The 26,136-nt window shown below is 42.8% G+C and carries 29 protein-coding genes, 1 tRNA gene and 1 pseudogene; 12 read left to right on the forward strand and 19 right to left on the reverse strand.

What is annotated here, in order from left to right; translation table 11 throughout:
* Position 1 precedes the first annotated feature (1 nt).
* The 7 genes and pseudogenes from CI957_RS00875 (at position 2) to CI957_RS00900 (ending at position 5,434) form a co-directional block, all read left to right on the forward strand.
* Entirely contained in the window at positions 2-211 is a 210-nt protein-coding gene (locus CI957_RS00875; RefSeq protein WP_096711473.1) for a hypothetical protein, read from the forward strand.
* A gap of 173 nt (positions 212-384) precedes the next feature.
* Entirely contained in the window at positions 385-807 is a 423-nt protein-coding gene (locus CI957_RS00880) for a helix-turn-helix domain-containing protein (RefSeq protein WP_342764908.1), read from the forward strand.
* Between the two features lie 47 nt (positions 808-854).
* Positions 855-935 (forward strand): hypothetical protein, encoded by an 81-nt coding sequence (locus tag CI957_RS11145; protein WP_342764911.1) that lies wholly within the window; start codon positions 855-857, stop codon positions 933-935.
* Between the two features lie 21 nt (positions 936-956).
* A pseudogene (locus CI957_RS00885) lies at positions 957-2,645 on the forward strand (AMP-binding protein).
* Between the two features lie 60 nt (positions 2,646-2,705).
* A complete protein-coding gene (locus CI957_RS00890; RefSeq protein ID WP_096711470.1) occupies positions 2,706-2,945 on the forward strand; it encodes a ferredoxin family protein in 240 nt (79 codons plus the stop codon).
* Positions 2,946-2,948: 3 nt separating this feature from the next.
* Positions 2,949-4,007, forward strand: coding sequence for a 3-methyl-2-oxobutanoate dehydrogenase subunit VorB (locus CI957_RS00895; RefSeq protein WP_128754021.1), 1,059 nt, complete (start codon positions 2,949-2,951; stop codon positions 4,005-4,007).
* A gap of 2 nt (positions 4,008-4,009) precedes the next feature.
* Complete coding sequence (locus CI957_RS00900; protein WP_096711469.1) at positions 4,010-5,434, forward strand: 2-oxoacid:acceptor oxidoreductase family protein; 1,425 nt, start codon at positions 4,010-4,012, stop codon at positions 5,432-5,434.
* A 438-nt stretch (positions 5,435-5,872) separates the two neighbouring features.
* Here the strand turns inward: CI957_RS00900 and CI957_RS00905 are convergent, their stop codons facing one another.
* The 4 genes from CI957_RS00905 to lonB form a co-directional block, all read right to left on the reverse strand.
* On the reverse strand, positions 5,873-6,697 hold the full coding sequence (locus CI957_RS00905) for a response regulator (RefSeq protein ID WP_096711468.1): 825 nt from the start codon (positions 6,695-6,697) through the stop codon (positions 5,873-5,875).
* Between the two features lie 132 nt (positions 6,698-6,829).
* Complete coding sequence (locus CI957_RS00910; RefSeq protein WP_096711467.1) at positions 6,830-8,146, reverse strand: TldD/PmbA family protein; 1,317 nt, start codon at positions 8,144-8,146, stop codon at positions 6,830-6,832.
* Positions 8,146-9,480, reverse strand: a complete 1,335-nt coding sequence (locus CI957_RS00915; RefSeq protein ID WP_128754022.1) for a TldD/PmbA family protein — start codon at positions 9,478-9,480, stop codon at positions 8,146-8,148. The genes CI957_RS00910 and CI957_RS00915 overlap by 1 nt, the downstream gene beginning before the upstream one ends.
* Positions 9,481-9,505: 25 nt before the next feature.
* On the reverse strand, positions 9,506-11,398 hold the full coding sequence (lonB, locus tag CI957_RS00920; protein ID WP_241645762.1) for an ATP-dependent protease LonB: 1,893 nt from the start codon (positions 11,396-11,398) through the stop codon (positions 9,506-9,508).
* Positions 11,399-11,686: 288 nt separating this feature from the next.
* On the opposite strand from lonB, the gene CI957_RS00925 reads away from it, so the two are divergent.
* Together CI957_RS00925 and CI957_RS00930 are read left to right on the forward strand one after the other, a co-directional pair.
* Positions 11,687-12,400 carry an ATPase domain-containing protein gene (locus tag CI957_RS00925; protein WP_128754023.1) on the forward strand — a complete coding sequence of 238 codons (714 nt, stop codon included), beginning with the start codon at positions 11,687-11,689 and terminating at the stop codon, positions 12,398-12,400.
* A gap of 58 nt (positions 12,401-12,458) precedes the next feature.
* Positions 12,459-13,307, forward strand: a complete 849-nt coding sequence (locus CI957_RS00930) for a methanogen output domain 1-containing protein (RefSeq protein ID WP_128754024.1) — start codon at positions 12,459-12,461, stop codon at positions 13,305-13,307.
* Between the two features lie 4 nt (positions 13,308-13,311).
* Here CI957_RS00930 and CI957_RS00935 read toward each other — a convergent pair whose 3' ends face one another.
* From CI957_RS00935 to trmY, 12 genes are all read right to left on the reverse strand, one after another.
* Entirely contained in the window at positions 13,312-13,704 is a 393-nt protein-coding gene (locus CI957_RS00935) for an AIR carboxylase family protein (protein WP_096711463.1), read from the reverse strand.
* A gap of 14 nt (positions 13,705-13,718) precedes the next feature.
* A complete protein-coding gene (locus CI957_RS00940) occupies positions 13,719-14,003 on the reverse strand; it encodes a chorismate mutase (protein WP_096711462.1) in 285 nt (94 codons plus the stop codon).
* Positions 14,004-14,024: 21 nt separating this feature from the next.
* Positions 14,025-14,882, reverse strand: a complete 858-nt coding sequence (locus tag CI957_RS00945) for a shikimate kinase (RefSeq protein ID WP_128754025.1) — start codon at positions 14,880-14,882, stop codon at positions 14,025-14,027.
* An 18-nt stretch (positions 14,883-14,900) separates the two neighbouring features.
* A complete protein-coding gene (locus CI957_RS00950) occupies positions 14,901-15,446 on the reverse strand; it encodes a hypothetical protein (RefSeq protein WP_128754026.1) in 546 nt (181 codons plus the stop codon).
* 57 nt (positions 15,447-15,503) lie between these two features.
* The gene (locus CI957_RS00955; RefSeq protein WP_128754027.1) at positions 15,504-17,453 is read right to left on the reverse strand and encodes a hydantoinase/oxoprolinase N-terminal domain-containing protein; all 1,950 of its coding nucleotides are present in this window, start codon (positions 17,451-17,453) and stop codon (positions 15,504-15,506) included.
* A 185-nt stretch (positions 17,454-17,638) separates the two neighbouring features.
* A complete protein-coding gene (locus CI957_RS00960; protein ID WP_128754028.1) occupies positions 17,639-18,232 on the reverse strand; it encodes a HemK2/MTQ2 family protein methyltransferase in 594 nt (197 codons plus the stop codon).
* The gene (rsmA, locus tag CI957_RS00965) at positions 18,232-19,035 is read right to left on the reverse strand and encodes a 16S rRNA (adenine(1518)-N(6)/adenine(1519)-N(6))-dimethyltransferase RsmA (RefSeq protein WP_128754029.1); all 804 of its coding nucleotides are present in this window, start codon (positions 19,033-19,035) and stop codon (positions 18,232-18,234) included. Before rsmA ends, CI957_RS00960 begins: the two co-directional genes overlap by 1 nt.
* An 11-nt stretch (positions 19,036-19,046) precedes the next feature.
* Positions 19,047-19,643, reverse strand: a complete 597-nt coding sequence (locus CI957_RS00970; protein ID WP_096711456.1) for a DUF655 domain-containing protein — start codon at positions 19,641-19,643, stop codon at positions 19,047-19,049.
* Positions 19,644-19,711: 68 nt separating this feature from the next.
* Positions 19,712-20,065 (reverse strand): RNA polymerase Rpb4 family protein, encoded by a 354-nt coding sequence (locus CI957_RS00975; RefSeq protein WP_128754030.1) that lies wholly within the window; start codon positions 20,063-20,065, stop codon positions 19,712-19,714.
* A gap of 133 nt (positions 20,066-20,198) precedes the next feature.
* Positions 20,199-20,492: a 50S ribosomal protein L21e gene (locus CI957_RS00980; RefSeq protein ID WP_072361122.1), complete on the reverse strand. Its 294-nt coding sequence runs from the start codon at positions 20,490-20,492 to the stop codon at positions 20,199-20,201.
* A 38-nt stretch (positions 20,493-20,530) separates the two neighbouring features.
* Entirely contained in the window at positions 20,531-21,823 is a 1,293-nt protein-coding gene (locus CI957_RS00985) for a tRNA pseudouridine(54/55) synthase Pus10 (protein WP_128754031.1), read from the reverse strand.
* Positions 21,824-21,848: 25 nt separating this feature from the next.
* Positions 21,849-22,451 carry a tRNA (pseudouridine(54)-N(1))-methyltransferase TrmY gene (gene trmY / locus CI957_RS00990; protein ID WP_096711454.1) on the reverse strand — a complete coding sequence of 201 codons (603 nt, stop codon included), beginning with the start codon at positions 22,449-22,451 and terminating at the stop codon, positions 21,849-21,851.
* A gap of 136 nt (positions 22,452-22,587) precedes the next feature.
* Here trmY and CI957_RS00995 point away from each other — a divergent pair, with 136 nt between their 5' ends.
* Both CI957_RS00995 and CI957_RS01000 read left to right on the forward strand, forming a co-directional pair.
* On the forward strand, positions 22,588-23,346 hold the full coding sequence (locus CI957_RS00995; protein WP_128754032.1) for a TIGR00266 family protein: 759 nt from the start codon (positions 22,588-22,590) through the stop codon (positions 23,344-23,346).
* A gap of 9 nt (positions 23,347-23,355) precedes the next feature.
* Positions 23,356-24,006, forward strand: coding sequence for a metallophosphoesterase (locus CI957_RS01000; RefSeq protein WP_206631021.1), 651 nt, complete (start codon positions 23,356-23,358; stop codon positions 24,004-24,006).
* 2 nt (positions 24,007-24,008) lie between these two features.
* Here CI957_RS01000 and CI957_RS01005 read toward each other — a convergent pair whose 3' ends face one another.
* Complete coding sequence (locus tag CI957_RS01005) at positions 24,009-24,770, reverse strand: MBL fold metallo-hydrolase (protein WP_128754033.1); 762 nt, start codon at positions 24,768-24,770, stop codon at positions 24,009-24,011.
* A gap of 101 nt (positions 24,771-24,871) precedes the next feature.
* Between CI957_RS01005 and CI957_RS01010 the strand changes: the two genes are divergently transcribed.
* Positions 24,872-24,956, forward strand: a tRNA-Leu gene (locus CI957_RS01010).
* Positions 24,957-25,035: 79 nt separating this feature from the next.
* Here CI957_RS01010 and CI957_RS01015 read toward each other — a convergent pair.
* Together CI957_RS01015 and CI957_RS01020 are read right to left on the reverse strand one after the other, a co-directional pair.
* Positions 25,036-25,656 (reverse strand): hypothetical protein, encoded by a 621-nt coding sequence (locus CI957_RS01015; RefSeq protein WP_128754034.1) that lies wholly within the window; start codon positions 25,654-25,656, stop codon positions 25,036-25,038.
* Between the two features lie 64 nt (positions 25,657-25,720).
* Positions 25,721-26,125: a hypothetical protein gene (locus CI957_RS01020; protein ID WP_206631022.1), complete on the reverse strand. Its 405-nt coding sequence runs from the start codon at positions 26,123-26,125 to the stop codon at positions 25,721-25,723.
* Positions 26,126-26,136: the final 11 nt, after the last annotated feature.

The following is a 26,136-nucleotide window of genomic DNA, read 5'->3' on the forward strand; positions in this document are numbered from 1 at the left end:
TATGGATAAGAAAAATGAAAATAAAAACCGAATCCTGGCTCTTGCAAGTTCCATGATTACAACAGCCCTTTTTGCGGGAGTTGCCATCTCAATCAATAATGGAAATCCGGACAAATTTGCAGATGTTGATATTGTTGCAGGGTCGATTTTTGTATTTCTATTAAGTTTTATCATTTTCCTGCTCATCTGGCCGATACTGGCTGATAAATAATCCAGATTTAGTTTTTAGTTTGTTACATTTTGGATATGCAATAAGTGCTATTACTGTTACTTGTTAGCATGAGTCACGCTTCCACAATTCACAAATATATTTAAGATATTGTTGTGAAAATGATTAAAACTTAAATCATGGATAAACATGACAGTTTAAAAGGTAGGCTCAAAATGCAGGAAAAAATAAAAGAAATTTCATTACGTGTCAAAGAATTGCGTGGATTATCCGGTATAAGTGCAGAGGAAATAGCCTCCTCCCTTGATATCGCATTAGAAGAATATAGTAAATACGAATCAGGGGAACTTGATATCCCTGCTAGTATCCTCTTTGAAATTGCACAATTGCTCGAAGTTGATATGACGGTGCTACTTACCGGTGAAGATCCAATGATGCATATTTTCACCATTACCCGTAAAGATGAAGGAGTAAGTGTAGAAAGAAGAAAACAGTACCAATACGAAGGACTGGCTCCAAATTTCATTCACAAAAAGGCAGAACCATTCGTAGTTACCGTTAAACCCCAATCCAACCAGGATTCCATCCCCAATTCCCATCCCGGCCAGGAATTTGATTATGTACTTGAAGGGTCCTGAAAGTTATCATTCATGATAATGGAATAATTCTCAATGAAGGTGACTCAATATACTTCGATTCAAATTACAACCATTCAATGCAGGCAGTCGGAGACAAAACTGCAAAATTCCTCGCAATAATCTTCTAAATTCCAAAATGAACAAAACGGGTGCAAGAATGGACCTCACTTATAAATAATTTCCTGGAACAAATCGATTTTGAATCATACGATGCCTTTTACGCTAATTTTAAGATCAATATCCCTGAAAATTTCAATTTCGTATATGATGTTGTTGACCGGTACGCAAGGGAACAGCCTGAAAAAAAGGCTCTTGTCTGGTGTAACGATGATGGCGAAGAGAATATATTCACGTTTGCTGATCTGAAATATTACAGTGAAAAAGCTGCCAACCTTTTCAGTGAATATGGAATAAAAAAGGGTGATGTGGTAAAACTTACCTTAAAGGGAAGATATGAATTCTGGATATGTATATTGGGATTGCACAGAATTGGTGCCATCGCTCTTCCCGGCACCCATATGTTAACAACCAGAGACCTTAAGTATCGTATTGAATGAGCAGACATACAAATGGTCGTCAGTGATGCTGATGAAGGGCTTTTGGATCACATAGATGAGGCACACAAGGATTTCAAAGATGTGCTCAGGCACAAATTTGTGATTAACCACAATCGTCCCGGCTGGATTAACTTTACAGAAAAACTGGAAAATTCACCCGCTGAATTTGTACGTCCAAAAGGAAAGGAAGCAACACAGAACAATGACATATCCCTGATGTATTTCTCATCCGGCACGACCGGTTTCCCGAAAATGGTACAACATGATTTTACATATCCCCTTGCCCACATACTCACAGCCGGCTACTGGCAAAATGTAATGGACAATGGTCTGCATCTTACAGTAGCAGATTCCGGCTGGGCAAAATGTGCCTGGGGTAAACTCTACGGTCAATGGATTTGTGGCTCAGCTGTCTTTGCTTATGATTATGCACGATTCGATGCCCGGAATATGCTGGAAAAAGCCAGCCATTATGGTGTTACAACATTCTGTGCACCACCTACAGTATATCGCTTCCTGATAAAGGAAGACATAAGCCAGTATGATTTTAGCAGTCTCAATTACTGTGTGGTTGCAGGAGATCCGCTGAATCCCGAGGTTTATGAAAAATTCCTGGAATATACCGATCTCAAACTAATGGAAGGATTCGGCCAGACAGAAACTGTTGTAGCCATTGCAACCTATCCATGGCTGAAACCAACCCCCGGCTCTATGGGAAAGCCCTCACCCATCTATGATATCCAGTTGATGCGTCCTGACGGAAAACTTGCCGATGTCGGAGAAGAAGGAGAAATTGTAATCGATACATCAAAGGGCAGGCCTACAGATTTGTTTGCAGGTTATCGTGCAGATCCTGAAAAGACAGAGGCAGCCTGGCATGACGGGTATTACCACACCGGTGACATGGCATGGAAAGATGAAGACGGATATATGTGGTTTGTAGGACGAGCAGATGACATCATCAAGAGTTCCGGTTATAAGATAGGGCCATTTGAAGTTGAAAGCGCACTTATACAGCATCCCGCAGTCCTGGAATGTGCAATCACTGCATCCCCCCATCCTGTACGTGGGCAGGTTGTAAAAGCCACCATTGTACTTACTAAAGACTATGAAGCAAGTGAGCAGCTCAAGAAAGAGTTGCAGGACCATGTAAAGAAGGTTACTGCACCCTATAAGTATCCGAGAATAGTGGAATTTGTACCCGAACTTCCCAAGACCATAAGTGGCAAGATTCGCCGGGTGGAAATCAGACAACACAACGACGAAAAGGAAGACAATTGATTTATATTTCTTTTCCTTTTCTACTCTTCAGATAATAAGAAGGCATCAAGAGTTGATTTTATGAAGGAAGAAAAAGCAGAACCATATCCTCTAATCAATATTATTGAATGCAAAGGCTGTGCCAGATGCATTACTGCCTGTCCAAAAAACGTGCTGGAAATGAGTGATGAACTCAACAGAAGAGGTTACCATTATGCTCAGTATAAAGGTCAAGGGTGTACCGGCTGCACTAATTGTTATTACACATGCCCGGAGCCTCTTGCAATAGAAATACACATCCCTGCTAAAAAGAGGTGTTAAGATATGGCCACACAACTTACAAAAGGTAATGATGCAGTGATAATTGGGGCACTTTACGGAGGATGTGACTGCTACTTTGGTTACCCCATAACCCCTGCAAGTGAAATTCTCCATGAAGCATCCCGAACCTTCCCCCAGGTCGGGCGTAAATTCGTACAGGCTGAATCCGAAGAAGCTGCAATAAACATGGTGTTCGGAGCGGCTTCTGCTGGACACAGGGTTATGACCGCATCCTCAGGCCCGGGAATCAGCCTGAAACAGGAAGGTGTATCCTATCTTGCAGGTGCACAGCTTCCCTGTGTAATCGTTGATATTATGAGAGCGGGACCCGGTCTGGGGAATATCGGCCCGGAACAGGGCGATTATAATCAGGTCGTAAAAGGTGGCGGACATGGGAATTATCGCAACATCGTGGTTGCACCCAATTCAGTCCAGGAAATGTGTGATTTGACCATCAAGGCATTTGATTTGTCTACAAAATACAGAAATCCTGTAGTGGTATTGGCCGATGGTGTACTCGGACAGATGGTCGAACCACTGAAATTCCCTGAAAAAGTAGTCAAACCGGAAATTGATACTTCATGGGCTGTTTGTGGCAATAAAGAGACCTACCAGAACCTTGTAACTTCCATTTTCCTTGACTTTGATGAGCTGGAAGAATTCAATTATGAGCTGCAGGAAAAATACGAAACGATAAAGAAAAGGGAAGTCGATGTCGATGAATACATGATGGATGATGCCGAAATCGTCCTTGTATCCTATGGAATTAGCAGCCGGATATGTCGTTCTGCTGTTGAGCTTGCCCGCAAGGAAGGTATCAAGGCAGGACTTTTCAGGCCAATTACCCTTTTCCCGTTCCCTGAAAAAGAACTGGCTGAACTTGCCGGAAAAGGTGTCAATTTCATTTCAGTGGAAATGAGCAACGGACAATTGATGGATGACATAAAACTGGCAACATGTTGCAAAAAACCTGTGGAATTGGTTAATCGCATGGGTGGCAATCTCATTACAATGGACCAGGTACTGGGTAAAATAAGGGAAGTCGCAGGCAAGGAGGAATAAAAATGGAAGAAAAAGTTATAAAGAAACCGGATTCCCTCTACGATGAATTCACACGCAAGGGCGGAGCCGCTCCGACTGCTACCCACTATTGCCCGGGTTGTGGACATGGCATCCTCCACAAACTTATTGCTGAAGCCATGGACGATCTTGAGATACAGGAACGTTCAGTTATGATCAGCCCCGTGGGATGTGCTGTTTTTGCCTATTACTATTTCAATTGTGGCAATCTCCAGGTAGCTCATGGCAGGGCACCTGCAGTCGGAACTGGCCTATCCAGATCGGAAGGGGATGCAGTTGTTATTTCCTATCAGGGTGACGGTGATCTGGCCTCTATCGGTATGAATGAAACAATCCAGGCTGCCAACCGCGGGGAAAAGATGGCGGTTTTCTTCGTCAACAATACCGTATACGGAATGACCGGAGGCCAGATGGCACCTACCACACTTATCGGCGAAAAAACAGTGACCTGCCCCACAGGCAGGGACCCCAGGTTTGCAGGATATCCCCTGCATATGTGTGAACTGCTCAATAACCTGGACGGGCCTGTCTTTATCGAAAGGGTATCGGTGTCAGACATCTCCCATATCCGCAAGGCGAAAAAAGCAGTCAAAAGGGCTCTTGAGATCCAGAAAGAAGGCATAGGTTATGCATTTGTGGAAGTACTTGCTGCCTGTCCGACAAACCTTAAACAAAATGCCGAGCAGAGTACTAAATTCATTAATGAGGAAATGGAGAAGGAATTCCCTCTGGGTAATCTCAGGGACCTGGCTGAAGAAAGGGAGCCTCTTCCCTCTCCGAAAAGTGACTTCTCAAAGGAAAGTATCGATCATATTTACAAGATCGACGATTCCACATCTCCTGACGCTGTGGAAGATCCTGAATTTACACGTGTACTTGCCAAGATTGCAGGTTTTGGAGGCCAGGGAGTACTCAGTATGGGCCTGATCCTGGCCCGTGCAGGATGTAGTGCCAAACGATTCACTTCCTGGTATCCATCCTATGGTCCTGAACAGAGGGGAGGTACCTCAAATTGTTCTGTAGTCATTTCAGGAGAGGAAATCGGCTCCCCTGTAGTGTATGAATCGGATATCCTGGTGGCCATGAACCTGCCGTCACTGGAAAAATTTGCCTCTGATGTCAAACAGGGTGGAATTATCCTTTATGATACCACGATAGGTGACTTCAAGGCACCTGAAGGTGTAAGGGCAATTAAGGTGCCTGCCACCCAGATTGCAAAGGAGGGAGGCTCTGAAAGGGCTGCCAATACTGCAATAATAGGTGTGTTGATGCATCTTGGGGTAACAGGTCTTGATGTTGAGGACTATATGAAAGCCATTGAGGAGACTTTTGCAGCAAAGCAGAAACTCATACCTCTCAACCAGCAAATATTGAAAGAAGGAGCAAAATGGGCTTCTGAGAACCTCTGATATCACCATGGAAATTATATCAGCCCTTTCACGACCACCCATTGATATGGATTATCCGGCCAACCGGATAATCGTTTATCTTTCTACTGCGATATTTATTGCATAGATCTCATATCAGATTTTTTCAGGAGAACATCTGAGTGAAGCGATTATAGGGGCTGGTAGATCTGCTCATTCTATCTTTTTTGCCTGGGCACTTACAAAAGAGATTGATCCTGATAATCCACATGCAGCATTAATTGCCCATATGTGGATGCGCATGTGTATGGGAAAATAATCAAAATAACAAACTAATAAATATATCAGAAGAAGCAGAGAAAAATACATTGGGTTCAGAAAAAATAATGGACAAAATGTTTACTGTATGGATTTTGATAATAGCGTTTATTGTAAGAAGAAAATTGGTATAAAGGATAGAACTCCTTTATTTATATAAGATCATATGTCTTTGCGACTATTCTGGTCATAAATCATATTCTCGACACGTTTGCGGTCAGAGATATCATAGAACAACACCAAAGTACCCAGTAGTTTACCTGCTTCATTACGAATGGGAGAACCAATTACATCTACAGGAATCCGGGTTTTGCTTTTAGTAACAAGCACTGTATGACTTCCAAGGCCGTAAAACATACCTTCCTTCATGACTTTCTGGATCGGGTCATCTGTCTTTTCACCAGGAACTTCATTCTCAACTACAAAAACTTCTGACAAGGGCAAACCAATTGCTTCATCCTGATCCCAACCGGTTAGAGCTTCTGCAAATGGGTTAATGAATTTGACCAGGCCTTCTTCATCTGTTGCAATTACTGCATCCCCGATACTATTGAGCACAGCAGTAAGCCATTTCTTGCTTTCTTTGAGCCTGCGTTCCATTTCATATTTGTATAACGCAATTTCTATGTTTGTACGCAATTCGGACTCTTCAAATGGCTTGAGGATATAACCAAAGGGCTCCGTGAGTTTGGCCCTTCGCATTATATTGTCGTCTGCATAAGCCGTAATATAGACTAAAGGAATATCATAATTGAGTTTTATGAAATGAGCAGCTTCTACACCATCCATACCATCTTTGAGCATTATATCCATGAGAATAAGATCCGGCAGGTCATCCTCACAGGATTTCAGTATGTCCAGTGCTTCACTACCACTATAAGCAGGAATAATGTCATAATCATTCAATAGATAAGCCGTAAGTAATTCGACATTATCAGGCTCATCGTCGACTACAAGAATTTTTGTCCTTATCCCCTCATCTGTCATATTGACACCTGGTTATTATAGTTCCGTATGAACAGCATTTATCAAGTAAATTTGAAAAACTTTTGGTACTTGATCTTATATATACATAGTTAGAGAGGGTTATATATAATGATTACTGATTATAATCAGCAGTCAGCCTATTACATTCATATTAGATACCCATATTGAAGGGGTAATAATACTACCAACCATTCGGACATCATCTCCGGCACCTTTCACATTCCTGAGCAACTCAAAAATATTGCCGGACACCATAAGAGACTTGATCGGTTTTTCTATCTGGCCATCCTTGATCACAAAAGCATTGCGGCCTTCCACTGAAAAATCCCCGGATATCGGGTTTGCAGTGTGTGCACCTATTACATTTGTAATAAATACCCCATCTTTTATTTCAGAAATTATGTCAGATGCTGGATGATCAAAGACAACATTGCGGGTGCCAACACTGGGTGTGGAAGTATATGAACCTCTGACAGCATTGCCGGTACTGTATCTTTCTTCTTTACCAGCAGTATAGGAATCATAGATGTAAGATTTGAGTAAACCATCTTTGATTATTCCGGTGGATTGTGAAGGAGTACCTTCATCATCAGAAACCGAAGATGCAATACCACCATCCAGGATACCGTCATCAGTTACTGTAAGACCTCGGGCTGCAATATCGGTGTTCAATTTTCCCGTTAGGCTGGACCTGCCTTTCTGTATATTATCCGCTTCTATTGAAGATAAGAATGAAGATTCCATTATGTCCGAAAAGGCAAAGGGATGAAATACGACATCTTTCTGTCCACTATTCACAGAAACGCCATTTTTGCAGGAATTGGCCAGGTTTGCGGCTTCTTTCCCGATCCCATAAAAATCAATATCCATATCCCGGGATATACGGAAATCGTATGCTGTAGATGGAATACCGGAAGTTGTGATCACATCAATAAAACCCGATACTGCAGTACCCTTTTCCTCAACTTCAACACCGTTAGTGTTCATGATAAGCTGGTTGGAATTCATACGGGAAAAAGAACCTGAAGGAGCTATTATATCGCTAAAAGAACAAACACCATCAATCATTTCCTTTGTCAGGGAGATGCAATCCTCAAGCTCAAGTTCATTGACTTTCTTACTGAAAATGCCATTTACGGCAGGATATTTACCACTTGAAGGCAGGTTTTTCCAATCTTCATCTGAATCGCGTACCTTGGCCATTGCAATAGCACTTTTCACAGTTTCCTCAAGCCGATTGAAAATGTTAGTACTTGCAAATCCCACTGCACTATCTTTAACAACCCTTACACCCAATCCCTGACTTTGTTGATTCCTGGCACTTTCAATAAGGTTGTGACGGACACTTGCAGAAGTCACTTGATTTGCTGAGATGAAGACCTCAGCCTCATCGGCTCCATATTTATTGGCAAATTCAAGGACTTTGTTGCCAATATCGTAATTCTGCATTATTGGACACCTCCCACAAGGGCATCTGAAATAAGAAGATGAGGAGACCCGTCTGATACCGGAACTGCCTGACCGCTTTTGCCACATCTGCCCGAATGCATTTTAAGATCATTTCCTACCAGTAAAACATTTTTCAGGATTTCCAGAGTATTACCAGACAGGGACACATCACGCACAAGGTCTCCGATTTCCCCATTTTCCACAATATAACCTTTTTCGGCATTGAACTGGAAGATTCCTTCACCTGTATTAACCTGTCCTCCACGGGTACCCGCAAGGTACATTCCGTCACCCAGTTCTTCCAGCATTTCATCAAGATTTGAATTTCCGTTGTCAACATATGTATTACTCATTCTGACAACAGGTGCAGAATATCCCTGGCTGCGACTGTTACCTGATGTACCACCAAGTTTACCTGCGGTTTCCCTGGAATGCAGATAGGAATTCAATACTCCATCCGTGATAATATCTGTTCTATGAGATTGCATTCCTTCTGCATCAAAGGGATAGTAACCGAATTTATGAAGGGTAGGGTCATCTACGATATTAACAAGTGGTGAAGCGATTTCTTCACCTATTCTGTCTGCCAGAATTGAACTTCCTTCCAGCACCAGATCGGCTTCTGAAGCATGCCCAACTGCTTCATGGGCAAATACTCCGGCAAGTTCAGGATCAAGAATTACAGGACCCTTTCCTCCTTTTGCCTGACGGGCACCCAGCAAATCCACAGCTGTCTTTCCGGCAGATTGTGCCTTTTCCAGAATTGCAGGGTCACGGAACATTTCATAACCGCATACGTCAAAATTGCTTTCTCTTCCTACCTGATAGGCTACACCATCTGAAGCAATGGCTGAAATTGCAAATCCGACTCTGGTAAGTTCATATTCGCAATCCGCACCTTCAGAATTTGTATAATGAACCTTAAAGGTTGATTCAGAGTATGATGCGGATGTACTGCTAATTCCCTTGCATGAAGCATTATTGGAAAGGTCTTTCAACAACTCAACTTTTTCTTCAACCGGAACATCCCGGGGGGTTTCCTTTATAGACGGCAGATTGTCAACATTGGGTTCACAGTAAGATGCAAGAGTTACTTTTTCTCCTGGACTGTGTTTATTTACATCAGAAGCCAACTCTCTCGCTGCATTTATTGCAGTATCAATACCATCAACCCCTTCAGATGAAGTATAACCCCATGAGCCGCCACAAAGAGCACGTACCCCACAACCACTACCGTAGTTGGTATTTATGTCTTCTATTTTACCGTTATCGAGAAGGATAGAAGTTGATTCACCCTCTATCCACCTCACATCATAAAATTCTGGTTCTCTCATTTACTGGATTCCCTTTAAATGTTGTTTAACCGGGAATGGATTCGGGAATTTCCAGATCAACTTTCATATCTGTCAGCTCCTTGAGTTTTTCCCTAATTCCTTCCTTTTTGGTGCCCACAAGACTGTGCTCTATAACTTCGGATATTGTTTTGACAGGAATTATTTCAACCTGATCCTTGTAAGCTTCTTCAATCAAGACATCATCCTTATTGGTCCAGGGTATAATAACTTTTCTAATTCCACTCTGGGCTGCGGCTTCAATCTTGTAGGTTACACCACCCACCGGCAATACATCACCTCTTACAGACAGGGAACCTGTCATCGCAACACTCTGATCAATAGGTATGCCTTCAAGTGCCGAAATCACGGCCGTTGCAATGGACACAGAAGCACTGTCTCCTTCAACTCCTTCATAGGTACCGATAAACTGGATATGAATATCCTTATTCATTATGTCCTGGCCTGTCACCTTTTTGATCACAGCTGACACATTGAGGACCGCTTCCTTGGCAATGTCCTTGAGCATACCGGTGGCAATTACTTTGCCTTCAGCCTGTGACTGTGGAGGAGTTACTTCTGCCATTATAGGCAAGACTATTCCAGAATCTCCGCCCATTACAGCAAGCCCATTGACCTTACCGACAGCAGCACCTTTCTTGGAAAACAACTGGTAATCTTTTTTCCTTTCCAGATAACTGTCAGCAAGCTGTTGTTCTATGGAGCGTGCCATATTCTTGGCTGCAAGTACATGTTTTGCAGAGGTGATGTTTGTACCCTCAGCATGTGCAATATCTCCTGCTACTCTCACAAGTCCTCCAAGATCACGTAATTTCAAAGTTAGATGGCCTTTTCTTCCGGCCCGCCTGCGTGCTTCCTGAATGACTTCTTCAACAGCGGACTGATCGAAATCGGGTATATGGCCGTCCCGCTTAACTTCCTGTGCCACGAACCGAACAAGATGCTTGCGGTTATCAGCAGTGTCTTCCATGGTGTCACGCATGTAGAGCTCATATCCATAACCCTTTATACGTGACCTGAGTGCAGGATGCATTTTTTCCACAGCATCCAGATTACCTGCAGCTACCATTATAAAGTCACATGGAACCGGTTCTGTTTTCACAAGGGCACCTGAACTGCGCTCTGACTGACCTGTAATCGGATATTCTTTCTCCTGGATTGCCGTAAGCAGGCTCTGCTGGGATTCGATCCTGAGAGTATTGATCTCATCAATGAAGAGTACACCTTTGTGGGACTTGTGAATATCTCCACTCTCTACCCTGTCATGAGACGGGGTTTCCAGTCCTCCTGACTGGAATGGATCGTGCCTGACATCCCCAAGGAGGGCGCCTGCATGGGTACCGGTGGCATCAATATAGGGAGCATTGTCCTGCTCATAATTTGAAACCAGCAGCTTTGGGATCATCATTTCTTCTTTTGGCATAAATTGCCTGCTAAGAATTAGCATCATTATAGCTGCAATGATACCCCAGAGAAGTTGACCCACATAGAAAGAATACATCACAATACCAAAAATAAGGAACATCATCAACATGTTCCTTGATTGGGATTTCTTTCTGGCCTCCATTTTATGAGCCATAATAATCTCCCTGCCCTTTCCGGCAGGGACGGTACGGATACGTGGATTGTTGTTGTCTTCAACATTGGGATATGCAAGGATATCCTGCAGTTCCTCCTTTGGAAGCAATTCAGCCATTGCCTTTGCAAGCATGGATTTACCGGTACCAGGAGTACCGATCATCATAACATGTCTCCTCTGACTTGCAGCTTTCTTGACAACCTCCACCGCATGATCCTGACCAATGATCTGGTCGATCAATAGTTTAGGCACTTCGATGGAACTGGTGGTGTCAAATGATTCTTCCAATTCCTCATCTTTAGAAGCCATTTCTTCCGCCATATTTTACTCACGTTTAAATCAATATTAAAAGTTCACAATCTCCAGAGTCTATCAAAAGTATATAATCAGTGGATTGGTATAATGCATGAAATAAACTCATTCCTGATAAATATATTTAACCGTTCAACTTGTCCTTTTCGGGAAAAAGTGCATGGCATATTGTGACAATTATATTTGTTAATTTCCAGGCTCATAACATAATTACAATAAACATAACATGCAATAAATTTGTTAAAGGGAAGAAACATTCTATATATAAAGACTTGCATAGTAATCAACGGTGTACCAATGGAAAGGCTATCTACAGGAATTCAGGGTCTTGACAAAAAAGTTGGTGATGGATATCCGGGGAAAAAAGGAATTCTTATCACCGGTGCCCCGGGATCAGGTAAAACTATTCTTGCAATGCACGCAATAAATCAGGCATGTACAGATGGAAAAAAATCTGTAATAATGGCAACAGAAGAGACCGAAGAAGATATTACCGAACAGGCAAAGATGTTTGGATTTCCTTTTGAGGAATATATAAAAAATGGTTTACTTGAAGTTGTAAAAATACTGGAAATGAGAAGTCGGAGCGTAACTAAGGCTGCTGAAATGATAGATGGGTTGAGTTTTAAACAGGTTGACCTCATAAACATGCCTGAACTGATACCTTATGATGCCGAAGTAATAGTAATGGACAATATCGGAGTTTTCGCAATTGGTTTAACACCACGTGAATTTCGTGATCAGTTTGATACATTGAATCTTTTACTTTCACAAAAGGATGTTACAACACTTTTTGTGATGGATGAAGCTGCGCACCAAATGACCCATGAAGTTGCAGATTACTCGACTTTTGGAAACATCAAGTTATTGGTTAAGGAAAATCCCTATACAGGGAAAATGGAACGTTTTATTTTCATACCAAAAATGAGAAATACAGCCATTTCTCTTGACCCTGTTCCGTTTGATATTACATCAAAAGGCATAGACATAAAAGGCAAGAAAGACAATTGATAGCACTTTTTGTTAAAAAGACTTATTAATCAAGTATCCCAACCATAACACAGGAAATATGGAAAGCGAAATCACACCTAAAATACTCATAGTGGATGACGAACCACAAAATCTGGATTTAATGGAAGCATACCTTTCCCACTTATACGAACTTACTCTGGCTGAAAGTGGAGAAGAATGTCTCCAAAAAGTGAAAGAAAAAGACATAGACCTTATTCTTCTGGACATTATGATGCCGGATATGAGTGGCTATGATGTTGCTAAAAAATTAAAAGAATCAGAAAATACACGCCATATCCCGATTATTATGGTAACTGCACTATCTGAAAAAGAGGACCGCATTAAAGGTATTGAAGTTGGTGCAGATGATTTTCTTACAAAACCTGTAAACCGGGTGGAACTTCTAACCCGTGTAAAGTCATTGTTGCGCATCAAAAGCCTCCATGATGAGCTGGTGGCTGAAAAAGAGCACCTTAAAATGCAAAATCGCATTCGAAAAGTTTTAACCTCAATTATTCCCTCCCTACTTAGTAGTGCACCACCTGAACAGAAGAAAATAATTATTCGTCAAATGGTTGATATGGTGGAAGATATTGTACGTAGTGATTGTGAGAGGAAAACTGCAGATTCGCAAGATGTAGCCGAAATTTGCTGCGGGGCTATGAATCAACTGGGAGCCAGTTATTTTGTAGAGGATGACAGTGACAATAATGGGTGTTCGATCATAAAAGCACACAGGTGCCCATGGGGAGAAGAATGTAAGATAAACCCCATAATGTGCAACCTCACCACCGGAGTTTTCTCAAAGATGGTTAACGGAGTCACCAACGGCGAAGTTATCGTAGATAAAACAATGGGTAATGGGGACGACCACTGTTGTTTTCATATTTGTTTAGAAGAAGAATGAAAATTCATTCTCCTTTGAGTTTCAGGATGCGGATTGCCATATGAGCTGCATTTGCACCGTTATCAATACCAACAGTTGCAACCGGTACACCCGGTGGCATCTGTGCTGTGGACAATAATGCATCCAGTCCCCCAAGTTTGGCACCCACAGGCACCCCGATAACAGGCTTGTCAGTCTTTGATGCTATCACGCCGGGAAGTGCGGCAGAAAGTCCGGCTATCGCAATGTAAACGATAGCCTCGTCCTTACCTACATATTCATCCAGTTCATCGGGATTGCGGTGGGCAGAAATTACCTGTACATCATAACTGTAATCTGTGTTGTCCAATACATTGGTTACACGATTCGAAATTGCCCGGTCCGATTCAGACCCCATCACTATTGCAATATCTACCATTTTTGTACCTCTTATTAAGGAAGATTACCTTCACCGCTTAATTCATGTTGCCTTTCTATATTCATTTGTATAAGGAGTTTGAAAATCTGTTTTACCACTGTGGAATCTAAACCTTTTTCAGTAGCAATAGAAACAGCTCTATCTATTACCACATCATTTTGCGTGTCGTCATTGATAGGAAGATTGGCCTGGTGTTTGTACTTTAAAATATCATCTGCAAATTCAACTCTTTTTGCAATGAGTTTCACCAGTTCCCTATCAATATTCTCGATCTCCTGTCTTACATTTTCGATTGTCATAAAAACCAACAATTACCTGGTTTAAATTGCTCCTTCATTATTGATCTTCGTCCTTATCACATTTCCGCCTGTAATACGCTTCTCCCAGGCCTTTGCAAGTTTGTCCAGATCGGAGCTATCCCCAATTGCCACATATGCAGGACCTGTGCCAGAAAGGGTGACGCCTTCAATACCACTTTCAAGGGCTACCATCATTGGTTTGGTATCAAAACCCAAAGCACCACAATAAAGAAAACCATTTAATGTCATTGCTTTCTCAAATTCCCGATGGATTACAAGGTCATAAGCCATGTCTATCCAGGGTCCAATTAATTTTGATCCTGTTACGTCAGTCTCCGAACTATATGCCTTTTGAGGAGGAACAAAAACAAGTACTTCACTATTTTTCTTGATGCGGTTGAAAAGAATATCTTCTTTGTTATCAGTTACTACCACACCACCAAAAAAAGATGCACAGGCATCATCGAAAGCCCCTGTGATTGTCACTCCGGATTTTTTAGCTGCCTGGACCCCTAATTTCACCATATCCAGAGGTTCCATTGATTCTTTTATGGCATCCAGAGTAGCAATGATAACAGCATTAGCCGCAGCACTGCTACTTTTTAATCCGCTTGCATGAGGAATTTCACTTCTTGTTTGTACCGTGCCCTGCATTTTCAAATTAAACAGGTCAAGAGTTATGCCAACTGCATTCTCGATCAGAGTGGTATCCATATCCCCATTCTCTTCAATAATGCCTTCTATAGGACCATCGCCCTGTGATAATTCAACCCTGGCAAATGTCTTGAGGTCCAATCCAAAAGCTGCACCTTTCCAGGTAGAAATTGCATTGAGGATGGTACCTGCACCCAAAGCTTGCCCATATCCTGTTACAGTCATGAAAAATATCTCCTTCTATCAGAGTTGCTGTTCAAACATTTCTTTAAGTTTACTAATATCAGCAATAATTGTATCCCGTTCTAATTCAACGGAATTTTGCTCCCTGCTGTATTTATCCGTCAACTTATCAATAAAATCCAGTTCGACATGAGCAGAAGTAAATTCCGGATGGTATGAAGACAAATCTTCAAGAGGTATTACTGCAACACTTCCCTTTGTAGTCTTTGCCTCCAGTCCTTTAACTATAAGTGAATAATTGAATTCCTGGAAACCATATGTACGAGCCAGGTTCCTGGATGTATCCTGAACCTGTTGTGCCCTTTTTGCATTCATACGCCGATAAGCAGCAGTTGAATCTTTATATTCCAGAAAACAGACCCTGTTTTCCCTCCACCAGACAGCATCATATTCTGCAAGAGTGGATGAATTGCGGGAAGCCAGAACATTGAACAATACACCATTTACATCCGAAATGTCCAGATTTTGTCGAAAATCATATTCAGATTCTACAATATCGGGCCGTGTACGCAGACTGTAAGGCTCTTGTTTTCTAAATTCCAGCATAGATGGAAATAAAGCTACCTTTTATTTAAAATTGATCAGGGAAAGAAAAAAGGAAAATTATCTCCTTATATCCTTCTTCCCCATTTTGATGTCCCCTACACCCAGGAAAGTAAACCTTGTTTCCATTGGAATACCGACTCCATGCACCTGAACATCCTTGCGGTCAACATCTATAGTTATTTCACCTTCGTCCAGTTCGGCCTCATGCATGTAATCCATTATCAATCTATGGCCGATCTCCCGGGCAGCCTGCACGGCTTCTTCATGGGATTTGAAATTTTCATTTCCGCCGGGATAAAATAATGACACAGAAGAAGGACGTAGATTATATTTAGATTCACCAAAATTCGGACGAATTAGAACTTCGATACGCTTTATTCCCTTACCTGCAAGCGCTCCTACCGCATTACCCACCTCCGCATATTCAGGCAGGATTATTTCCGCATCTACTAACTTTTGCATATCATTTACATAGGCCTGTACAGGACCTCCAAGCAGTACCACGGGAACATCCACATGAAATCCGCCATAATGATTGCCACGGACAACTTTATTGATCTGTGAATCCTCGAGGTCATTAAAGACATAGGAAAGAAGGTTCTGTGCCATGTTCTTTGCAACTTCATCTTTAACTTTACCGGCAATTTCATCAGCATCCAGATCTGCGAAGTATCCAAGTATTTCTGCACCGACCCTGGAAGCTTCACTGTTCCACTCATTATATTCCCCAAGAACATGAAGGGCATCGGTTGGAGTAAAACCTATGGCCTGTACCAGACGTTTCTGGATCAGGCTTGCCATGACCATAGGCGATGGCAATGCTTTACTGTCCCAGTAGATGTCACTCACGGTCAGGGGTTCATCCTTTATGCGGGAAAGAAGGTCTTCTTCGCGATCTGTAAGTTCAATGGGTTCCTGTTTGGTTCTAATAAAGAATTTTGTGGGCTGGATATTTTCCCCTAGCTGGCTTTTCAGTATACTCTGTCCTTTCTTGAGTTTTGTAATGATTTGCGGATATTTACTGGCAGCCACACAGAGAGGAACGACCCGGCGTGGACCTATGAAAACATTATGATTCTTAACCCACACATGACTATCTCCACCCATTGCAGAGGTTTCCATTCTTATGGCTTCCACCTTGGTTGGCCAACCCCCAACAGTTGCCCCTTCATCGGTTATTTCAGGTAGATTGTCAATAACCATAGCTACATCGGTACTTGTACCTCCGACATCAATGACCAGGCAATCTTTGCTTTTGGCAAGATATGAAGCACCAACAAGGCTTGCTGCAGGACCGGTAAATATTGATTCGATCGGGTGTTTGAGAGCTTCTTTCATACCCACTATGGAACCATCACATTTGAGCATCATAAGTTTTGCATCGATTCCTCTTCGATCTATCTCAGATGCAACTGTTTCCATAAACCGGGTCGATATGGGCAAAAGCTGGGCGTTTAGATAGGCTGTAACACCTCTTTCATATGCTCCCAGGGACTGGGAAAGTTCATGGCCACAGATCACAGGCAAACCGGTCATTTCATCTATAACTTCCCTTGCCTTCAATTCATGGTCCGGGTTTCTTACACTAAAATAGGCAGAAACTGCAAATGCTGATACCTTATCCTGAACTTCTCCTACAAATTCTTTTATAGAATCCATGTCAAGGGATTGTTTTTCGTTCCCTCCGGAAGAATGGCCGCCCTGTACAGATATTGAATACTTGATTGATGAATCGTTTGGAACCTCTCCCCCTATCATGATAAGAGCTACCGGATAACCTGTACCTTCCAGAATAGTGTTGGTTGCAAGAGTGGTAGAGACCGATACCAGAGAGACTTTTTCCAGAAATGACTGATCCAGGCCGTCAAGTACTTCCTGAATTCCATCCAGCAAATCAGGATAGGTCGTGCGGGCCTTTCCATGATCAATAATCTTCCCATCCGAATCCCGCAGGATTACGGCATCTGTATATGTTCCACCGGCATCTATACCAAGACTGTATTTCATTTGTAATCCTCTGGCAATTTTTAAATATAAAACTATTATATTCAATTTAAGATTAACTTTTTTAATTTCTATTACGCAACAATACCGTCAACCTGCACAACAATAAACCTTTCGTTTTGCTTTGAAGTAACAAAAGGTGGTTTTTCCTTTTAAGCATAATGAACTACTGAAAATATACCTGTATTTCAGCGGTTGTGTGTACATTCAATAACCATCAATTTTTCAAAAAAAGACCGGGTCTCAGCTACCACATAGGCACTGAACCTCTCTCGCTCCATGATATCAAATACTTCCCCTTTACCTGTAAGGGAAGAAATGAATAACAGAACACTCCCTTCGGGTTTGAGATAGTCAGATACTTCAGCAAAAAAGGTTGCTATAGTATCCCTTCCCTCAACTCCTCCATCAAAAGCATAATTGAGCCAACCCTCTAACTTTTCGTCTTCGGAGGTCGGGAGATAGGGAGGATTGAACAGTATGACATCAAAATATGCTTTTTTCCTGAGCCCTGCGAAAAGGTTACTGCGGAAAACCTGGATGCCGTTTTTATATGCGCATTCAAGAGCATCAGGATTTATGTCACAACCTATGGGTTCTACATTCTTATTAGCAGCAACCACTGCAGAAACAAAGCCACTTCCCACACCCATTTCCAGCACATGCATACCGTCACTGATACGGTCTATCGCAACATCTGCAAGCAGGAAAGAATCTTCCGCAGGTTCATAAACATCTTTTTCAATGTTAACATAAGCATTGCGATATGAAATGGGAGCCATTAGTCATCCCTTGCTTCATAGAGAATATTGGATATGGTTGCAAAATCTTCAGGAAAAAGCTGTTCAGCACGTTTTCCCAGGAAATCTTCAGGAATTAAACGAAGAATGGATTCCTGGTTTGCCAGGGGCGGATTGAATTTCGTAAGAGCATTTTTCATTTTCTTGCGCCTCTGGCCAAATGCAGCCTCGACAACCCTGAAAAAGAGTTGCTCATTCTTCACCTCAAAAGCCGGTGGCCGGGGTACCACTTCGACTATTGCGGACCAGACTTTTGGAGCGGGAGTGAAAGCAGAGGGAGAAATTTTGCGAAGGAGCCTGACATCAGCAAAATACTGTGTGTCCACTGAAAGCCGACCATAATTCTTAGAGCCCGGCACTTCTACCATTCTTCTGGCAAACTCGTACTGATACATTAAAATCCCTTTTTCAAAACCGTGGTTAAGAAGACGGAATGTTATGGGAGAAGAGATTGAATAAGGTAAATTTGCTACAACTTTATTGAAGGCAGGGAGTTCAACTTTCATTGTATCCCCTTTAATTATATCAATATTGGATACGTCGTGGAACCTGTCCTGCAGCACTGTCACCAGACGGGGATCCCGTTCTATAACAATAACCCTGCCTGCCCTGGCTACCAGACGCTCTGTCAGATTTCCGATACCGCCGCCTATCTCAAGAACGACATCATCACCTTGCAGGTCTGCAGCTTCTGCTATTGAGTCCAGTATAGGTTCATTTACCAAAAAATGTTGGTCAAGGGAACCACCCCTGATCCCATATTTTTTAAGAATAGAGTATACCACATCTATACCCTTTATTCATTGTGGGGGCGGCGATGTGGTCTTGTGAAGAGTCTGTACTTGATATTATCATCTTTAAGTTCTTCCATGATACGATTGACAATAGCCTTCTGGGGCGTATGTACTCCTCCCACACGTTCATGGAGTTCTTCAAGACTTTTGAACTCACCCTTCTTACGTTCATCGATTATCGCCCACATGAGTTTTTTGCCAATACCGGGTAAAAGCTCTAGCATGTGCTGGCGAGTCGTTATGGGATGAGCTTCATTGAAAAACTTTACAAAACGCTCCTCATGATGTTTTACCGATTGCTCCAGTACATACGGAAGCTCAAGTTGTGCACCACTTGTAAGATCATTGTAATGAATCCGATGCTTGACATGATCAATTACTTCCCTGTCACCCTCTCCGATATAAACTCTGGACTGTATCTGAGGAGTGACTTTTTCCTTGGGGACAAGTTCCATGAGTACGAATTTAGAATCACCTACTGCCTGGGCTAAGGGTGTTTTCTGGTATGTGGGACGTGGATCATTAGGATTTCCATAAGGAAGATAATCCAGAACCCATGCGTACTCTTCTCTTTCAGTTTTATTCCCCTTTGTAGTCATTATATCCTCCATGGTGCACGTAAGACTAGATATTATCTAAAAGAAAAAGTCGTATATGGAATATAAATTTATTCCATATAATCCATTACGAGTTCAAGGATGGTGTCAAGCTCTTCATCTGAGAGAGTGTATCTCTCTTTGGCATAAAGGGTACGGAGTTCATCCCTGGAAAGTGGCATTGTGTCCACTATCCGAATTGCAATCTCCGGTTTCATTTTCTCCACTTCAAGCAATTTGTTGACAAACTCGCGTGCTTTTTCAGCACTTGTCTTTGAGAACATGTCTGCATGGTTTATGGCTTTACGCAGCTCATATCCAAGCTCTTCTTCGTTATTGACACGTTCTTCCAGAATCTGGTGGAGAATTGCCCTGACCTCAGGTAACGTAAGTAATTCTTCATCAAGAACTTTTTTAACTATCATTGGAAAGCACTCATCCATTCTGCCTTAAGTTAACCTGCCTTTAAGGCAGGAATAATGCAACAGACAACTATCAGAGGCAAAGCAGATATAGCTATTTCTGCAAGCCTCTGATATTTATATTTCTTACCAGAAATCAGTATTTCTGGGGTTTAAGGTGCTGTGGCAGGACAATTACCTGCTTATTGGCATTTCCTTCACGTACTTCAAGGATGTAGGCACGCCCGCGCTGAGAGAGTACCTTACCGGTTTTACCCTGGTATCTGGGATTTGGCATTCCTTTCTGGACACTGGGATCAATATCTATATGGACTCTCTGTCCTTCACTGAAACTCTGGATGGCTTTGCTCACAGGAGAGAGTCCTCTTTCCCTGATTGACTTTTTAAGCTTGTATCTTGTACAGTATCTTTCACCATTTGATTTTGGCATAATGTTCCTCCGTTGATGATATATAAATTATAATCCGGTTAAATCTTCACATCGACCACATCAAGTTCTTCAACCACTGCATCAATTCCAAGCAGACCGGTGAGGCTCGGAGTCGTGCGTCCCTCGTCACTGGATATAAGCTCTTTCACATAAAGCCCGCCTTCACAATCAACCCTGATTATTGCATGATCCTGATGATATTCGAGAAGTTCTATCGAATGCACCTGACGTTTCCTTACAAGATCAGCCCTTCGATGCGACACCCTTTGAGGCGTGCGCTGTTCGATTAGATTACCCTGGAGGTCCTCAAGAGCAGTCCTGATGGCGTCTTCCGTAACAGGGGCACTGAATGTAACTTTAAGCTTATAAACTTTATCCGCCGTAGAGTTCTTGAGGGTCTGAACTCTGGCCTTGTCCGCAAATTTGAGACCTTCAACTTCAATTTTCCCGTCAGCTTTACTGTTTATTTGCTCTTCCAGATCAGAAAGATTGTAGTTACGCTTACCCGGATTTATAGCTTCAACTACAAATGGGCGACCTGCACCGAGCATTAAGGCGTCTATGTCTTCCCTTCCAGCACCGTGGAATTTAGTGTCATCACTGTCAAATGCTTCAATTACAGGTTCACTAACCAATTCATCCACGGATTCGGGATATTGTTTTCCTGTATTATCACAGCTCTGACATCCCTTTCCCTTGCATTTGCGGCAGGGCCATCGGGTCTGGGGTATGCCACGCACAAGTTTGCGATAGCGACCTTCAACATAAACCGAGCGGATTTCCAGTATAATATCTTCTTCTGCTATGTCAAGAATAACAACAACATCGGGCATTTTGATGTTTACTTCTTTGCCGCTGCGGGCTGCCAGGCGTTTTCCGATCTCCCTGTTAAGTTCAGTTTTCAGCTGCTCGGCATAATCAGCCCCGCATTCAGCCCAGAGGATCTCTTCATTCTCAGCCAGCAGTCCGCTAACCTTTGTACCCACGACAAAAGTGGAATACTCGATTCCTTCAAGAGCCTTTATAGCTCTGTCCACCCATTCATCCAGATTGTTAAAAAGCCCAATGCATACCCAGCATTCCTCTTCTTCACAGGAGGCATCCAGTGTCTTACATGCGTAGGAGTTGGAAAGAGCGAGTTTTTCAAGTAAATCCTTATAGCCTTCTTCTTTCATCAGGCGTGCAGCTTCTAAAGAGAGGGATAGTTTGATAGCCTCTCCTCTTTCAGCATTTGTCAGGCCGGTAAGCAAGCGGGCAAATTGCCTGCCCATACAATTGTCGCATATTGGACCTTCCTCAATGATTCGGGCTGCTGTTTGCATTATGGTCATGTATTCACTTCCAATAGCAAAAAGGTTAATATTCTTTTTCCCTGCGGTCAAGTTCGTTGTGTAAAATTGTAATACAATGGTCCGAATGAAGCGAGATCGGGCCTATATTAAGTTTTATTGCACCGGCTTTTTCTATCTCTGCCTCTTCTTCTTCGGTAACACCGCTGTGATCACCCAAAATAAAGACCATATCCCCCCTGGGCAGGGTTTCTTCCCGGATTTCCTTTCCGTCTTCAAGCAGATAATAAAGGGAGCAACCCTGCTGCTTGAATTCCGAAAGGAGGGTGGATAGGTTTGCATCACGCACGGTGACACCGGGTGTGGAACGAATCTCAAAGTCAGAAGAATCCTTATCCAGGGCTTTTTTGATAAGAGAGCCACTACTTCGTTCATCCGGATTCAGGTAACGTACGGTCTCCCCGTCAAATTTGATAACCCTGCCAGGGTCGGGTTCTCCGAGGAGCAGGAGGTGAATCTGTACGTCTCGGCGCAGGTCATGGGAGAGAAAAAGGGCTGAATTTACGCACCTGCACAGTATATCCATCCTGCCGGCAGAACCAGGCAGGTCATTCAGGGAAAAATCATCGGCGGTATGCGCCTTATGGGCAATAATGAGAAAGTGTTTCATAGTGGTTATCCTTTCAATTTCTGATGCCGATAAAATGTGCAGTACTATTTAAATTTGATTATGTATTTTGCCAATGAAGCAGGTATATAAATTTAAAGAATATTAAATTATTGTAAATCCAACAGGAGTCACACAAATGGCAGACGAAATCGATTACAATATTATTGGGAATGACATGCAGCTTGTGGAGATCGAACTTGACCCTTCAGAAAGTGTGAGGGCAGAGGCTGGAGCTATGATGTATATGGGCCAGGACATCAAAATGCAAACATCAACAGGCGGTGGACTTTTCAAGGGACTCAAGAGAATGGTTACCGGTGAGAGTTTCTTCATCACTTCCTTTACCAATGACGGAGACGGTAAGGAAAGGGTCGCATTTGGTGCACCATACCCGGGCAAGATTATTCCTATAGACCTGTCAGAAGTTGGTGGAAGTTTCCTGTGCCAGAAAGATGCTTTCCTTTGTGCGGCCAACGGTATAGAGGTGGGCATTGCATTTTCCAAGAGAATCGGTGCCGGTCTTTTCGGGGGAGAAGGTTTCATCCTCCAGAGACTTGAAGGAGACGGCCTGGCCTTTGTGCATGCCGGTGGAACGATAATCAAAAAAGAACTGGATGCAGGAGAGACCATGCGTGTGGATACCGGCTGTCTTGTGGCTTTTTCTGAATCTGTGAACTATGACATTAAATTGGTAGGCGGATTTAAGAATGCACTGTTTGGCGGAGAAGGAGTGGTCCTTGCTACGGTATCAGGTCCCGGTACGGTGTATCTGCAGAGCCTGCCATTCTCCAGGCTGGCTGACAGGATTGCAGCTGCCACAGGCCTTGGTTCCCAGAGTAACAGGGGCGAAGGCGGCGGCTTGAGCGGTATCCTCGGCGGCGATAAGAACTTCTAAGGAGCATAAATGATGCGTATAATTGCAATGTCCGATGCACACGGGAATTTTACACGCATCCCTGCCATACTTGACAGGGCAGGGGATATGGATTTGATACTGGTTGCAGGAGATATTACCAACTTCGGGCCGGATGAGCAGGCCCTGGAGATGATGGGAATGTTTGACAAACCAACCCTGGCCATTCCGGGCAACTGTGACCTGCAAAGTATCTGCAATCTTCTGGATGAGTCAAAGGCCATAAATCTCCACGAGCGTTTGTGGACCATGGAAAATGTGGCTTTCATAGGGATGGGCGGGTCCAACCCCACACCTTTCAAAACTCCCTACGAAATCGAAGAGGAGGAAATTGCAGCAACCCTGGACAAACTGGCTGCTGAAGGAAGACAGATGGGCGATTATCTGGTGCTGCTGTCCCATTCACCCCCTTACTGCACACTGGATCGCATCGAAGCCGGCAATGTGGGCTGTAAAGCTGTAGCCGACATGCTGGGCAAGGTGGACCTGATCGTCTGTGGCCATATCCATGAGGACAAGGGAGTCATGGAAGTGGCCGGTACAACTGTCGTGAACACCGGTATGGCTTCGGAAGGCTCGGCTGCCCTTATCGAACTGGATGAAAAGTCGGGCAAACTGGATATCGAGATGCTGCAGGTCTGATCTCAGGGGTCGATTTCCAGCAGGTCCGAGGCGATGTGCACTTCACCTTTGAATCGGCTGCGCAGGTATTCCAGTGATTCCTGTTCATGCCCCTGCATTTGAGGGTAGAGATGGGTCAGGTAGAGTTTGCCTGCATCAAGTTTTTCGAGATAGGGGGCCAGCATATTCGGTGTGGTGTGGCAGTCGACGTCAAAGCCTGGGGGAAACGAACATTCGTGGATGAGAATATCGGCTCCCTGTGCCAGTTCCATGAGGGAGTCACAGGGTTCGGTGTCCCCGGCATATACCATTATTTTCCCTCCGTCCTCGAGTCTGTAACCCAGGGAGAGTACGCTGTGCACTCCTGCGGCACAGCTGAGCCGGCAGTCACTACCGTCAAGTACGATTTGCCGGTCGGGTTTGAGTTCGGTGACGGAGAGGTCAAACCTGCCCTGTAAATAGGGATACAGCCCGAACAGGCCGTCCAGCCAGTCCCGGGTACCCTCTGGCCCGTAGATGACACAATCGTTTTTCTCGCACAACCAGCGGCTTTTGAGCAGGGGCAGGACATCGGCCACATGATCCAGGTGCAGGTGGGTCAGGATGATTGCATCAACATCCCGGGGATCACGCCCGCTCTCAAAGAGGCGCTGCAGCACCCCGGCCCCGCAGTCAAAAAGTAATAAACGGCCGTTTTCAGTCTCAACTGCAATCCCGGACTGCACCCTGCCGGGCCTGGGGATTGCCACACCGCTACCAAGGAATTGTATTTTCATGCCTACCATAATAAGGTTTAAGTAACTTAACTCTAATTATGGATTCCGAATGGCTTTATAAAGCTCATTCATCCAACCAACCGGCAAAGGCTAATTCTACACATCTTCCTGCGAGGGTTGCCCAGCCCGGTCAAAGGCGCCGGACTTAAGATCCGGTTTCGAAGGAATTCGAGGGTTCGAATCCCTCCCCTCGCATCGCTTTTTTGGGGTTATAGGTATATCTGAAAAAGTGAACTCCCACAATTTGCTTACTGATAATAAGATATAATTTTATTTATCTGCTAATATGTTCTTTTAATCTATCAACCATACTTTTTATATCTTGAATAAATGTTACAGATACAATGAGCAAAGACATGCTTGCAAAAGTACTGAGAATTGCCTGTATGATTAAAATAATTAATGAATTATAATTATCCAATAAATTATAAAGTATTGCTGATACTACCATAATTAAAATAGGAACAGTATATGGATGACTATAAGAGAATATCATCTCATACAATTTTACATATAAAGGAATAGAGATAATATATGCCAATAGAATTAAAATAAGATATGTTTCTGCATTATAAGTTTTAAATATATACATAAATAATGTTAAGATAATTAACAAAAATGGGATTGCAAATAGAAAGCGTTCTAGATTCTCTAAACTAAAATCTGAAATTTGGATAGTAGTATAGTTTTCTGATGGATAATTATAGAGATTCTTAAATATAACAGCACATAAGAGTATAGAAATAGCAAGTGAAGAAACAACACCCAAGTTCAAAATGAAACCAAAACCATTTTCTAATGTTTTTAGTGAGTTAGAAAAATAACCTGCTAACGCCATGAAAAATCCAAATACAACAAAAATATTTATGTTGTCATTTATAAACTTATCAATCATAAGTATCACTTGCAATTACTTTTTGAATAGTGTTAAATTTTTGCCATATATTTGTTTGCATAGTTTAGTTAATCAACCTCCTTACAGCAGGAATATTTAAATTAAGATCTCCATCCTCCCGTATCCTATTCTTGATCCCCTGAAACCTACATCTAGAAACCCCTAAATCCTCAGCCTGTTTTTGAGACATATTTAGAATATTATCCATTATCTCCTGTTTGTTAATGAATTTCTGAGGCCTTGCAACATCCAACTCCTGATCATCAATATCAGTATGCTTCCTTGCAAGAATACCAATCTCACCAACAAACTTATGCTCTGGATGATCCACATACTCAAGAATTGTATTGCTTAATGGTTTGAAATAGTAAGATCCTTGCCTGATTTCTCCTGTCTGATAATCAATAAAAGGCTTATAGACGATCTTCTGGTAATCTTTGGCAAAAGGGGCGTCGATATGATTGAGCATATGAAAAAATT

The organism is Methanohalophilus sp. WG1-DM, assembly GCF_004104135.1.
Taxonomy (GTDB): domain Archaea; phylum Halobacteriota; class Methanosarcinia; order Methanosarcinales; family Methanosarcinaceae; genus Methanohalophilus; species Methanohalophilus euhalobius.

Coding starts and splice junctions, on each gene's coding strand:
- CI957_RS00875 (WP_096711473.1), top strand. CDS start 2: ATGGATAAGAAAAATGAAAATAAAAACCGAATCCTGGCTCTTGCAAGT.
- CI957_RS00880 (WP_342764908.1), top strand. CDS start 385: ATGCAGGAAAAAATAAAAGAAATTTCATTACGTGTCAAAGAATTGCGT.
- CI957_RS00890 (WP_096711470.1), top strand. CDS start 2,706: ATGAAGGAAGAAAAAGCAGAACCATATCCTCTAATCAATATTATTGAA.
- CI957_RS00895 (WP_128754021.1), top strand. CDS start 2,949: ATGGCCACACAACTTACAAAAGGTAATGATGCAGTGATAATTGGGGCA.
- CI957_RS00900 (WP_096711469.1), top strand. CDS start 4,010: ATGGAAGAAAAAGTTATAAAGAAACCGGATTCCCTCTACGATGAATTC.
- CI957_RS00905 (WP_096711468.1), bottom strand. CDS start 6,697: ATGACAGATGAGGGGATAAGGACAAAAATTCTTGTAGTCGACGATGAG.
- CI957_RS00910 (WP_096711467.1), bottom strand. CDS start 8,146: ATGCAGAATTACGATATTGGCAACAAAGTCCTTGAATTTGCCAATAAA.
- CI957_RS00915 (WP_128754022.1), bottom strand. CDS start 9,480: ATGAGAGAACCAGAATTTTATGATGTGAGGTGGATAGAGGGTGAATCA.
- lonB (WP_241645762.1), bottom strand. CDS start 11,398: ATGGCGGAAGAAATGGCTTCTAAAGATGAGGAATTGGAAGAATCATTT.
- CI957_RS00925 (WP_128754023.1), top strand. CDS start 11,687: ATGGAAAGGCTATCTACAGGAATTCAGGGTCTTGACAAAAAAGTTGGT.
- CI957_RS00930 (WP_128754024.1), top strand. CDS start 12,459: ATGGAAAGCGAAATCACACCTAAAATACTCATAGTGGATGACGAACCA.
- CI957_RS00935 (WP_096711463.1), bottom strand. CDS start 13,704: ATGGTAGATATTGCAATAGTGATGGGGTCTGAATCGGACCGGGCAATT.
- CI957_RS00940 (WP_096711462.1), bottom strand. CDS start 14,003: ATGACAATCGAAAATGTAAGACAGGAGATCGAGAATATTGATAGGGAA.
- CI957_RS00945 (WP_128754025.1), bottom strand. CDS start 14,882: ATGACTGTAACAGGATATGGGCAAGCTTTGGGTGCAGGTACCATCCTC.
- CI957_RS00950 (WP_128754026.1), bottom strand. CDS start 15,446: ATGCTGGAATTTAGAAAACAAGAGCCTTACAGTCTGCGTACACGGCCC.
- CI957_RS00955 (WP_128754027.1), bottom strand. CDS start 17,453: ATGAAATACAGTCTTGGTATAGATGCCGGTGGAACATATACAGATGCC.
- CI957_RS00960 (WP_128754028.1), bottom strand. CDS start 18,232: ATGGCTCCCATTTCATATCGCAATGCTTATGTTAACATTGAAAAAGAT.
- CI957_RS00970 (WP_096711456.1), bottom strand. CDS start 19,643: ATGACTACAAAGGGGAATAAAACTGAAAGAGAAGAGTACGCATGGGTT.
- CI957_RS00975 (WP_128754030.1), bottom strand. CDS start 20,065: ATGATAGTTAAAAAAGTTCTTGATGAAGAATTACTTACGTTACCTGAG.
- CI957_RS00980 (WP_072361122.1), bottom strand. CDS start 20,492: ATGCCAAAATCAAATGGTGAAAGATACTGTACAAGATACAAGCTTAAA.
- CI957_RS00985 (WP_128754031.1), bottom strand. CDS start 21,823: ATGACCATAATGCAAACAGCAGCCCGAATCATTGAGGAAGGTCCAATA.
- trmY (WP_096711454.1), bottom strand. CDS start 22,451: ATGAAACACTTTCTCATTATTGCCCATAAGGCGCATACCGCCGATGAT.
- CI957_RS00995 (WP_128754032.1), top strand. CDS start 22,588: ATGGCAGACGAAATCGATTACAATATTATTGGGAATGACATGCAGCTT.
- CI957_RS01000 (WP_206631021.1), top strand. CDS start 23,356: ATGATGCGTATAATTGCAATGTCCGATGCACACGGGAATTTTACACGC.
- CI957_RS01005 (WP_128754033.1), bottom strand. CDS start 24,770: ATGGTAGGCATGAAAATACAATTCCTTGGTAGCGGTGTGGCAATCCCC.
- CI957_RS01015 (WP_128754034.1), bottom strand. CDS start 25,656: ATGATTGATAAGTTTATAAATGACAACATAAATATTTTTGTTGTATTT.
- CI957_RS01020 (WP_206631022.1), bottom strand. CDS start 26,125: ATGCTCAATCATATCGACGCCCCTTTTGCCAAAGATTACCAGAAGATC.